The 10,864-nt window shown below is 35.4% G+C and carries 11 protein-coding genes; 4 read left to right on the forward strand and 7 right to left on the reverse strand.

The window, feature by feature from the left end:
- Window positions 1-992, forward strand: a 992-nt coding sequence (locus ACP6PL_RS17685; protein ID WP_426546581.1) for a tetratricopeptide repeat protein, incomplete at its 5' end; no start/stop codon positions are given.
- A gap of 123 nt (window positions 993-1,115) precedes the next feature.
- On the opposite strand, the gene ACP6PL_RS17690 is transcribed toward ACP6PL_RS17685, so the two are convergent.
- The 6 genes from ACP6PL_RS17690 to ACP6PL_RS17715 form a co-directional block, all read right to left on the reverse strand.
- Complete coding sequence (locus ACP6PL_RS17690; RefSeq protein ID WP_426546582.1) at window positions 1,116-1,451, reverse strand: XisI protein; 336 nt, start codon at window positions 1,449-1,451, stop codon at window positions 1,116-1,118.
- Window positions 1,439-1,855 carry an element excision factor XisH family protein gene (locus ACP6PL_RS17695; RefSeq protein ID WP_426546583.1) on the reverse strand — a complete coding sequence of 139 codons (417 nt, stop codon included), beginning with the start codon at window positions 1,853-1,855 and terminating at the stop codon, window positions 1,439-1,441. Before ACP6PL_RS17695 ends, ACP6PL_RS17690 begins: the two co-directional genes overlap by 13 nt.
- 159 nt (window positions 1,856-2,014) lie before the next feature.
- Window positions 2,015-2,356: a type II toxin-antitoxin system PemK/MazF family toxin gene (locus ACP6PL_RS17700; RefSeq protein ID WP_426546584.1), complete on the reverse strand. Its 342-nt coding sequence runs from the start codon at window positions 2,354-2,356 to the stop codon at window positions 2,015-2,017.
- Window positions 2,343-2,561, reverse strand: coding sequence for a DUF2281 domain-containing protein (locus tag ACP6PL_RS17705; RefSeq protein ID WP_426546585.1), 219 nt, complete (start codon window positions 2,559-2,561; stop codon window positions 2,343-2,345). Before ACP6PL_RS17705 ends, ACP6PL_RS17700 begins: the two co-directional genes overlap by 14 nt.
- Window positions 2,562-3,241: 680 nt before the next feature.
- Window positions 3,242-4,726, reverse strand: coding sequence for a M16 family metallopeptidase (locus tag ACP6PL_RS17710; RefSeq protein WP_426546586.1), 1,485 nt, complete (start codon window positions 4,724-4,726; stop codon window positions 3,242-3,244).
- Between the two features lie 343 nt (window positions 4,727-5,069).
- On the reverse strand, window positions 5,070-6,539 hold the full coding sequence (locus ACP6PL_RS17715) for a M16 family metallopeptidase (protein WP_426546591.1): 1,470 nt from the start codon (window positions 6,537-6,539) through the stop codon (window positions 5,070-5,072).
- A gap of 445 nt (window positions 6,540-6,984) precedes the next feature.
- On the opposite strand from ACP6PL_RS17715, the gene ACP6PL_RS17720 reads away from it, so the two are divergent.
- Complete coding sequence (locus tag ACP6PL_RS17720; RefSeq protein WP_426546587.1) at window positions 6,985-8,316, forward strand: cytochrome P450; 1,332 nt, start codon at window positions 6,985-6,987, stop codon at window positions 8,314-8,316.
- A 469-nt stretch (window positions 8,317-8,785) separates the two neighbouring features.
- Window positions 8,786-9,415, forward strand: a complete 630-nt coding sequence (locus ACP6PL_RS17725; RefSeq protein ID WP_426546588.1) for a TetR/AcrR family transcriptional regulator — start codon at window positions 8,786-8,788, stop codon at window positions 9,413-9,415.
- A 97-nt stretch (window positions 9,416-9,512) separates the two neighbouring features.
- Here the strand turns inward: ACP6PL_RS17725 and ACP6PL_RS17730 are convergent, their stop codons facing one another.
- A complete protein-coding gene (locus ACP6PL_RS17730) occupies window positions 9,513-10,082 on the reverse strand; it encodes a 3'-5' exonuclease (RefSeq protein WP_426546589.1) in 570 nt (189 codons plus the stop codon).
- Between the two features lie 352 nt (window positions 10,083-10,434).
- On the opposite strand from ACP6PL_RS17730, the gene ACP6PL_RS17735 reads away from it, so the two are divergent.
- Complete coding sequence (locus tag ACP6PL_RS17735) at window positions 10,435-10,653, forward strand: hypothetical protein (protein ID WP_426546590.1); 219 nt, start codon at window positions 10,435-10,437, stop codon at window positions 10,651-10,653.
- Window positions 10,654-10,864: the final 211 nt, after the last annotated feature.

Raw genomic sequence — 10,864 nt, forward strand, 5'->3', positions numbered from 1 at the left:
TGTACCAACAAGCTATAGAAATAATCAAAATTGCCCTACCCGAAAATCATCCATCTCTTGCCTCCAGTCTCAACAACTTGGCAGGATTATATACTTCTCAAGGCAGATATTCGGAAGCCGAACCGTTGTACCAACAAGCCATCGAAATCGACAAAATCGCCCTACCCGAAAATCATCCATCCCTTGCCACCCACCTCAACAACCTAGCAGGATTATATAAATCTCAAGGGAGATACGAAGCAGCGGAACCTTTGTACCAACAAGCTATAGAAATAATCAAAATTGCCCTACCCGAAAATCATCCATCCCTTGCCACCCACCTCAACAATCTAGCAGGATTATATAAATCTCAAGGGAGATACGAAGCAGCGGAACCTTTGTACCAACAAGCTATAGAAATAATCAAAATTGCCCTACCCGAAAATCATCCATCCCTTGCCACCCACCTCAACAATCTAGCAGGATTATATAAATCTCAAGGGAGATACGAAGCAGCGGAACCTTTGTACCAACAAACTATAGAAATCGTCAAAATTGTCCTACCCGAAAATCATCCATATCTTGCCTCCAGTCTCAACAACCTGGCAGTATTATATACTTCTCAAGGAAGATACGAAGCAGCAGAACCTTTGTACCTGCAAGCTATTGAAATCCACAAAATCGCCCTACCTGAAAATCATCGTTCCCTTGCCACCGACCTCAACAACCTAGCTTTATTATATTATTCTCAAGGGAAATACGAAGCAGCAGAACCTTTGTACAAAAAAGCTATAGAAATCGACAAAATTACTCTGCCTCCTAAGCATCCAGACTTTGCCATCAGCCTCAACAATTTGGCAAAATTGTATTATTTTCAAGGGAAATATGAAGCAGCAGAACCTTTGTACAAAAAAGCACTGGATATTTTAGAACAAAAATTAGGTGGGGAACATCCTCATACTAAGATTGTGCGAAAAAATCTCCAAGGTTGTCGGCAACAATTTCTGGAGTAGGGGAGTGAGGGAGCAGGGGAGTAGGGGAGATCGAATTTTGTCTGCTCAGTTTTGCTGATAACTAATAACTGGTAACTGAAAAAGTTCGTGCCCGAATTTATGTCAAGCTTTTCTTTTCCTCAATTAAGCAACTCCATAATCAGTATATTCCCGCATTTCAGGAGCTTGAAATCCCAGAATAATATCTTCTTTTGGCACTCCTCGCTCCACAAGTTTTTCAGCAATTCTCATTTCCGTCATATTTTGCTCTATCCAAATCTTTCCTCCTTTAATATCTAAATGTAAAACACAACCATAAGCACGCCGATAACCATCCCATCCTACATTCATAACCATATAATGGTCTTGTTTTGTATCAAAAACTGTATAAGAATCTATCTCACCATTTGATATAGGGATGGCAGCATAAACTGTTAATATAGACTGAATAATATTGCGATAAGATTCTAAGATATCCATTGTACAATTACCTCCTGTTTTGGGTCATAAATAATTAGTTTTATTTCATACCTTTCTAAAGACATTTGGGCAAATTCCCGCTTAAAAAAAGTCTCATAAGCAACCACAGGTATTGCTAAATATAAAATGCGTGTTGGATCGCTAATTTCTAAAGCTAACCGATAATTCAAAAACTGTCCTAAAGCACCATGGTAATCTGTTAATGGCGAATCAGTCAAAAAACTTTTAATCTCAACTGCAATTTTTTCTTCACCACGTTCTGCTGCTAATAGTTTTTCTGCACCTAAATCAATTTCAAATTTAGTTCCGCCTACTTCCAGTAGCAGGGGATCGTCGGTTATCTGCCATTCCTCCTTTTCCAAAGCAATTATAACCACAGCATGAAATTTATCCTTAGCAGCCATTTTTACCCTTCTCTAATTTTGGCAATTTATGACTCATATTTTACCTCTTTATTTATTATAAATTATGTAGAAACCAGGTTTATCAAATAAACCGATGCTGCCAGATTTGATATAAATTATCCACTATGCAAATTAAACAACAAAAAATTTATACTGCCATCACTCATCTAATATTTCCGATATAGCATTTTTCAAAGCTTGGCAATCGCCATCTTCAAGTTTTCCTAGTTTCCTAATAACCAACACTTTTTCAATCGTGGCAATAACAGGTTTAATTATAGAAGGTTTGACTAAACCAGCATTACTCCACTCTGTAACTATAACTTCTCCAACACGAGATATTACTTTATTTTGACTGGTAATAGCCATAATAATTAAATCGGTATATTGACTATTATAAATATCCGAACTTACTACAACAGCAGGTCGCTTTTTGCTAGTAGTTTGGTTAGTAAATGGAAATGGCACTAGAATAACATCACCAAATTTATAAATAGTCATAATCATCATCTTCGGGATTATCCCAAATTTTCTCAAAAGCTGCTTCAGAGAGTTGAGTAATAGAATTAGTCAAACTTTGCTGTTGTTGTCGCTGAGACAAAAAATCTACAAAATCTATTATTTCAGAAACTTTATCTGGAGGCAAACTCCGGATTTTGGTAATTAGTATTTTTTCCGACTCAGTGTAAATGTTTGTGTTTTTCATTGATTTATATCAATATTATGTGCTTTTGGATTTTCTATTCCTAAATATTATTTGTTCGAGCAAATACTTGTTTATATTTGGTAACTTCGGTGATGAAGAAAAGTTATTTTTGTCAGCTTATAAGTATAGCAATACTTTTGATGATTGGTATTAAGATGGTGCGTTAGGAAGGATTGTTAAATGCCTTTCAAAGTCTAAATTTTAACCGTCTAACGCACCCTACTGGACTGACACAGCTAAAACTGTGCATTAGAAAAATGACTTAATCTCTGATAAATTCAGACTTTTCCTAAAAATTTATTGCACCATTTAAGGCGTGTCAGTCTACTACTAGCGCGTCAAGCTTGAAATGGTGTGTTAGGAGCGATCCACAAGCGAAGACCTCTCCCCTAACCCCTCTCCTGCGAGGAGAGGAGATAAATCTCCCCCTTCCCTTGCAGGGAAGGGGGTTGGGGGGTTAGGTTTTTAATCCACATTTTCAAGCTTGACACGGCACTACTGGACCTACACAGCTAAAATGGTGCAATAGGAAATCTACTAGAGATTGCTTCACTATCGTTTGCTATCGCAAAGCTGCGCTAAACGCAATGACAATTCTAACGCACTATTTTAGCTGAAACAGTCCACTACAAATTTTGCTTGAGCTGATAGCTAATAGCTGAATGCTGAAAGCTATAAATTTAACTTGGTTCTGGAATCGTAATATCTATGGAAGTAATTTTAATCCCATTTCCCAGAGTATTCAGAGGCGGTTGAATTGCTTCTTTATTACCCACAACTAAAGTTACCATTTTCTCTGGTTGCAAATATTTTTGAGCTACTCTTTGTACATCTGCAACTGTAATTTTTTCCAATTCCTGGCGATAACGGAAAATGAAATCTTCAGGATAATCATAATATTCATATCGCATCAAACGGGATAAAGTTTGAGCTGGATCTTGAAAGTTGAAAATAAAGGAATTGAGGGTAGAATCTTTAGCGTGCTGAAGTTCCTCTCTTGTAATAGGTTGAGTGCGAATACGTTCAATTTCTTCCTTAACAGATTCGATAAATGGCACAGTTGCATCCGAACGAGTTTCACCACCAGCGACGAATACTCCTGGATAATCATAATTAGGACTCCAATAAGCAGAAACAGAATAGGCTAAACCTTGGCGCGATCTAATATTATTAAATAAACGCCCTCCTAAACCATTGAGGACGCTATTCATTACACTTAAAGCTGTATAATCAGGACTATCTAATTTTCCCCCTAAATGACCCATTTGTATATAACTTTGATTGAGCTGAGGTTGTTCCACAAAGAATATATCACCCACTTCAGCTTGAGTAACAGTCGGTAGAGGCGGTTTTACTGCTTTACTGCTTGGTTCCCAGTCCCCTAGTTGTTCTTTAATCAGCGATCGCATCTGTTTAGTCTTAAAATCTCCTACTATTCCCAAAATCATATTCTGAGGATGAAAATATTTGGCATAGAAATCAATTAAATCTTCCTGGGAAATATTGTTGATGGTTTCATATTCAACAGTTCGAGCATAAGGACTTTCTTCACCATAAATCAATTTTTGGAACTCACGCCCAGCAATAGAGCCAGGATCATCATTCCGACGAGCAATGTTACCTTGCCATTGTTGTTTGGCAAGCTCTAATTTTTCTTCAGTAAATGCGGGTTCGCGAATGACTTCGGCAAATAATCCGAATACTTTTGTCAAGTCTTCAGTCAGACAACTAAATCTAGCACTACCAGCAGTACCGCCGATACCTGTTTCTACTGCTGCTGCCTTTTGTTCGAGTAGTTGGTTTATTTGTTCGGGGGTGTGTTGAATTGTGCCTCCTGTACGCATAACAGTTCCGGTTAAGTCTGCTAACCCTACTTGATTTTCCGGTTCAAATCTTGAACCTGTCCGAAATAGGGCACGTCCACCAATTAGGGGAAGTTCATGGTCTTCCATCAGATATACAACGATACCATTATCAAGTTGAAAGCGAGTATAATCTGGTATTTCTAATTCTGGTAATGGTGGAAATTCTAGTTCGGTGTAATGTTTTGGTGGCGCTAGAGCTATAGCTGGTATTCGCCCTAGAATAGATAACAGCAATACTATTACTAAAAATGCTGTTAAGACAAGTTTTGATTTAGTAGTTTTCTTTTGGTTAGAGAGCATAGTTATTTCAGTTATCAGTTATCAGTTATCAGTTATCAGCATAACGCACCGAAATATTCAATGGTGCGTTATATCATGTTCGCTTAAATAGTTATAATTAAAGTTCGTAGTAGGGCTTCAGCCCGAACTATAGATAGGGCTGAAGCCCTACTACAAACAAAAAATTTTTTTATCACTAATTATCCCGACATGATATTACGGCGCAACGTAATGTTCGATAGTTCAGCAAAATTGTAGTGGACTGTTTTACCTAAAATAGTCCAATAGTAGGGGCGGGTTTTAGCTAGAATTTTCATACTTCCTCTAAGATTTACATAAACCCGCCCTAATGTGTCTCAGTCTACTACTGAACTTTAGGAAGTAGTCTGCCAATAGTGCGGTTTTCTGCCACGAAAGTTTCTTGAGCAACACGCTGAATATCTTCTCTAGTTACAGCATTAATGGCATCCAACTCTTTAAATAGGTTTTGCCACGAACCAGTTTTAATTTCATAGCTTAACAGAGCAGAGGCCATACCCATGTTAGAATCAAGAGACCGCAATAAACCTGCTCGCGCTTGAGTCTTTACCCGTTCTAATTCTTGCTCAGAAACTAACTCTGTTTTCAACCTTTCAATTTCTGTTTGCAAAGCCGATCCTACTTCATTTATATTACTATTAGGAGCAGTCATGGCATAGAAGAGCATCAGGTGTGGATATTTACTTCCCGGATAACCACTAAACCCTCTGGCGACGAGTGCAATTTTTTGTTCCTCAACTAATGACTGATAGAGACGAGAAGTACGACCATCACTCATAATACTAGCAATCATATTATAAATTGCATTGTCGGGATGATTTACTGCTGGTCGATGATAACCCTCTATATACCAAGGTTGGGATTGTAACTTCATCGTTACTTCCTTGGTTTCGGTTTGGGTAGGTTCGAGAATGTTGACTCTTGGTGGTTTTTCTTTAACTTTGTAACGACCGAAATATCTTTTTGCTAATTTTTTGACTTCTTTAGGATTAACATCTCCAACTATCCCGACAGTTAAATTACTAGGAACGTAATGAGTATCAAAAAAATCCCGAACATCTTCTCTAGTTAAATTTTGGATATCTTCTGAATAACCTATGACAGGGCGACCATAAGGATGTACGAGGAAAGCTTTATCAAGGAATTGTTCTAATAATTGAGCAACAGGTGAATTTTCGGTGCGCGATCGCCTCTCTTCCATAATTACTTGTTTTTCTTTGTAAAATTCCCTAAATACTGGCTCTAGAAATCTTTCTGACTCTAAAGACATCCATAATTCTAGTTTATTGGCAGGTAAGCTGTAAAAGTATTGGGTGTAGTCGGCAGAGGTAGCAGCATTCAGTCCGACTCCTCCCGCTTGTTTGACAATTTTTGAGAATTCATTTTGATTGATATATTCAGATGCCAACTTTTGAGCTTTATCAAAATCTGCTTTGAGTTGGGCAACCTCTTCTGTTTTGCCATCTGTGCTAGCTTGCTGAATTTGTGCGAATATCTGGTCTAATTTGTCTAAAGTTGGTTTTTCTGCCTCATAGTCTTTTGTGCCGATTTTTTTTGTACCTTTAAAAGCTAAATGTTCGAGATAGTGAGCTACACCTGTTTTTCCATCTGGTTCGTTTGCTCCACCCACATCAGCATAAATAACAAAGGATATGACAGGGGCATTATTTCGTTCTAGAACGATGAATTTCATACCATTATTGAGGCGAAATTCTGTTACTTTTTTAATTACTCGGTCTAAGTATGGTTTGATTGAGATTGGTTGGTCAGGAGTAGATTCCCCTGCTAAGGCCATACTGGGTGCAAGGCCAAAACAGAATAAACATAAGGTAGTTAGGCAAAGACCAAATTTGAGTGATTCGTGAACCGATCCATTAAAATTGGCCTTTTTCAGCAGGGAGCTAATTAATTTTTGAGACCAGCAGGGAAATAATATAACTTGAGATAATAAGTTTTTCAGCATATCCAATTATTATTTAGGTTTTTTCTGTTGGTTTTGGGTAGACTTTTCTAGTTTATGGCCAAACATTAGTAATTAAATCAATTCAATTTATCTAAAATTATATTCTGGAGTATTGGGAAATTGATGTTTGCCTGAGTTCTATGAGCAAAGTTTCTCTAGCTGTGAGTTCTTGAAAACCAGAGACTGTCGAAAAATTTCCTTTTGTACCTAGTAGTGATAAAATCACTTTAATATTTTTTAAAAAAATCACAAATATATTGAGATAAGTACAATATTTATGAACATGAATCCAATTTCTTCTTTGCCTTTACCACCTGGTAATTTAGGATTACCTTTTATTAGACAAAAAAAAGTATTTCAAAAAAATTATCAAGACTATATAAAAGAAATTTACGAAAAATATGGTCCGATTTATAAAACCAGAGTTCTAGGTAAAAAATTGATTTACTTTCAAGGATATGAAGCTGTCAAATTTGTTTTAACTAATGAAAACAAATATTTTACATCACCTATCATTTTCAAAAATTATAAAAGAATTTTTGGTCAAACTGATATTAGTTGGTTGGCAGGGAAAGAACATAGAGATAGACAAAAACTATTAGCTAAAGCTCTCAAAAATAAAGTTTTAGATAACTATATTGATACTATTCATAATTTGAGTCAGAGCTATTTTTCAAAATGGATGAAATCTAATTATGTAGACTTATATTTTGAAATAAATAATTATACTTTAGATCTTGTTTTGAAATTATTGCTAGGTATAGATTCTGCTTCAGAAAGTGAAATTGGTAATTATTTAAAAGATATGAGTTCAGGATTAAATACTATTCCTTTAGCTTTGCCTTGGACTAAATTAGGCCATGCTTTAAAAAGTAGGGATAAATTATTTAATCAATTTGAACAAATCATTGTAGAAAGACAGAAAGAGAGTGATTTTGGTTCAGATGTATTAGGCATATTACTTACAGTTCAAGAACAAATAAATAGCAAACTAACTGTCAGACAAATAGCAGAACAAATGGTTAATCTTTTATCATTAGGCAGAAAGGAATTAAGTTCAGCACTAAGTTCTTTTTTAATCTTAACATCTGAGCATTTGGATGTTTTAAAATTTCTTCAAATAGAACAAGAAAAATTGGATAGATCGGAACCAGTATCTTTAGCTAAATTAAAGAAAATGGTTTATCTAGAACAAGTAATCAAAGAAGTATTACGGCTAGCTCCTCCTGTGAGTGGCGGACTTCGAGAAGTTCTTCAAGATTGCTCTTTTCAGGGATTCCGAATTCCTAAAGGATGGAATGTAGCTTATCAAATTAATTCAGTTCTTCAAGATCCAGAAATATATGAGCAACCAGAAAGATTTAATCCAGAACGGTTTAATCCTATAAATGCTGAAGATAAAAAGAAACCTCTTTGTTATATCCCATTTGGAGGTGGTGCAAGGGAATGTATAGGCAAAGAATTTGCTTATTTGGTTATCAAAATTTTTATATCTACACTATTGGATAATTGTAGTTGGAAATTTAAAGAGAATCAAGATTTGACAATTAATAAATTTCCTGTTGCTCGCCCCGCTAATAAAATAGAAGTTTGCTTTACTAATGGATAATTGATAATTGATAATGAAAGAGTTTTTTTAATCTCTAATCGCTTTTAGGGAAAGGATTGACTAAAAGGAAAAAATTTATTTCTCTATAGTTATTATAATTAGAGCTTCGTAGTTTTGCTTTAGCCCCAACTCTAGATCGGGCTGAGAGCTATTCTACAAACAAAAACTTTATTATAAGTGATTATCTGTTAGGGTAGCTCCCCTGGAGAGAACACATGATATTATTCATTATCAATTAATGAAAACAAAATAACCAGAATTTGAATACTAACTGATACTTTCTATAGTAATCCGTGCAGGATTTGTGAAAAAAAATTGTCTGGCTTTGGTCTGAAAATCCGATTTTAGCTTGGGTTTGGAAACCCAACCCCTACTCCTCTACTCCTCTACTCCTAGTTTATTAATTAATCATTAAATTGTTAAATAATGAGGCTAAAAATAGTTAGAGTAAGATAAAAAGTTAGCTATTATGAAAGTTTCGACTCATTTACAAACTGCAGAGACACAGACACGAACTAGGATTTTACAAATAGCTCAAAAGTTGTTTGCTAAATATGGATATGATGGTACTACAATTCGCGATTTAGCAAAGGAGGCGGGAGTAGCAGAGAGTACATTATTTCATCATTTTACTAATAAAAAGGCAATTTTGATCGAGTTAGCTACGGCAGGATGGGTGGAAATTCTCACAGATTTATTGACAGAATTGAGTGAAATGTCTAGCTATAAAGCTGTGGCACAAGTGATGCGTCGCCGGATGTTAAATATTAGTCACAATGCAGATATGATGAAAGTCTGTTTTTTGGAAGCGCAGTTTCATCCAGAATTGAGAGATAAAATTCAATCGGAAGTTATTGATAAAATGACGGATGTGGCAGAGGCTTTTTTTACAACAGCGATGGAGCGAGGTGTATATCGTCAGATGAATCCGAAACTTGTGGCACGGGTATTTTTAGGAATGTTTGCGATCGCTGGTTTTAGTCAAAAAACCTTATTAGAACCTGATGCTTCTCCTCAAGCAATGCAAGAAATGGCAGAGGGATTAGCTGATATTTTTCTGAATGGTGTTTTAGCCTCTGAAAAAGGTGATAGATGTTAGGTATTGGAGAATTAGAGCATTTATCAAGCTTTTGTGAAACTTCTGAAACCATTGTAGGGAATTTCTATCTAATGTCCCTACTGTGGTCTATTAAATTTTATACTTTTTTATCTTTTATCCTACCTTGTAAAAGTAATTTTGCTAATATTTTACCAATATTCCAAGCATCATCTGCGCCCCGATGATGAGTTCCTTCCAAAGGAATATCTAATAATTTCAAAGCATTTGCCATCCCTACTTCTTTGGGTAGAGCATGAACAAGAGCAAACAAATTTTTCACATTAATATGTCTAATTCCAAAAGGATATTTTACGCCCCTAGATAAAGATTGTTTCTCAAACATATTTTTGTCATACTCACCCCAACTTGCCCAGACTCGTTGTAAAGATTCATATTTTTTTCGTAGTTTTAAACAAGCTTCATCAAAAGTAATTCCTTGGTCAACTTCTGCTTGACTTAAAGTTGTAAGTTGGGTACAAAATTCACTAATTTGGGAATGTTCTGGTCTAACTAAAATACTTTCTTTTTCCACAGGTTTAGCTAAAGCTACATCCACAATACAAATCCCTATTTCAATTATTTCGCTTTCTTGCTCTAGTGGGGGATATTTCTCCCAACAAGTAGCTTCAATATCAATAACAATAATTTCGTTTAGCTTAATAGTCATATTTCTAAGAAATCATAATTAACTGGTAGAATAATTATCGTTTTACAAATCAACTATCATATTAAGTCCGGATAATTATTCACTATAAAGTTCGCAGCGACTGGAAATTCTGGAAGGAAGCTATCCCAAGCTTTTAGAGATTACTTCTTTTGCTCGCAATGACAATTATTCAAGCAGAGTTTATATCAGATGTTCAGAATATTCTTGTTACTTCATTCCTTAATCCTCTCCAACAAAAAAATATTTGTCCTACTATTTGTGATGCTAATTAATCATAAATTGTGATATTTTTGTTAGTAATGGGAATACTAATACTAGAGTTAAACAAATACATCTAAATTAATATCAGCTTATGAATAAGAATCTAATATGGTTATTCGTCATTGTGGCTATAGTTTTTGTAAGTGCTGGAGACAGTCTAGAGTTTATGCCTGAATCTCTCCAAAATGCTAGTTTAGAAAGTCGTAAATTTGTAGTTGGATTATGGCCTGATTGGTTGAAACCTAAAAATACTAATGAACGTACAGAAGAAGCTTTGGAAAAGTTAGAAGATCCTGGTAAAACAGAATAGGATTCAACTTTTATATATTAACCAAGAAATAAGGTCAATAACCTCCCCTTTCAAGGGGATTATATCAAATTGGGTTGAATACTTATTATATATTTGGGGAAGTAGGGGAGATTGAATTATAGTTATAAAGATATACTATATAACCGGATTCTATATAACCCCTAAGCGTATCTTTATAAATATGCGCGTTAGCTAGGAGTTAGGAGACAGG

The organism is Dapis purpurea BLCC-M126 (assembly GCF_050015975.1).
Lineage (GTDB): Bacteria > Cyanobacteriota > Cyanobacteriia > Cyanobacteriales > Microcoleaceae > Trichodesmium.

What these genes read in the sequence shown, in the direction of transcription:
- ACP6PL_RS17695 (WP_426546583.1), bottom strand. Translation starts at nt 1,855, where the DNA reads ATGGCTGCTAAGGATAAATTTCATGCTGTGGTTATAATTGCTTTGGAA.
- ACP6PL_RS17735 (WP_426546590.1), top strand. Translation starts at nt 10,435, where the DNA reads ATGAATAAGAATCTAATATGGTTATTCGTCATTGTGGCTATAGTTTTT.
- ACP6PL_RS17725 (WP_426546588.1), top strand. Translation starts at nt 8,786, where the DNA reads ATGAAAGTTTCGACTCATTTACAAACTGCAGAGACACAGACACGAACT.
- ACP6PL_RS17700 (WP_426546584.1), bottom strand. Translation starts at nt 2,356, where the DNA reads ATGACTATTTATAAATTTGGTGATGTTATTCTAGTGCCATTTCCATTT.
- ACP6PL_RS17690 (WP_426546582.1), bottom strand. Translation starts at nt 1,451, where the DNA reads ATGGATATCTTAGAATCTTATCGCAATATTATTCAGTCTATATTAACA.
- ACP6PL_RS17705 (WP_426546585.1), bottom strand. Translation starts at nt 2,561, where the DNA reads ATGAAAAACACAAACATTTACACTGAGTCGGAAAAAATACTAATTACC.
- ACP6PL_RS17710 (WP_426546586.1), bottom strand. Translation starts at nt 4,726, where the DNA reads ATGCTCTCTAACCAAAAGAAAACTACTAAATCAAAACTTGTCTTAACA.
- ACP6PL_RS17730 (WP_426546589.1), bottom strand. Translation starts at nt 10,082, where the DNA reads ATGACTATTAAGCTAAACGAAATTATTGTTATTGATATTGAAGCTACT.
- ACP6PL_RS17720 (WP_426546587.1), top strand. Translation starts at nt 6,985, where the DNA reads ATGAACATGAATCCAATTTCTTCTTTGCCTTTACCACCTGGTAATTTA.
- ACP6PL_RS17715 (WP_426546591.1), bottom strand. Translation starts at nt 6,539, where the DNA reads ATGGCCTTAGCAGGGGAATCTACTCCTGACCAACCAATCTCAATCAAA.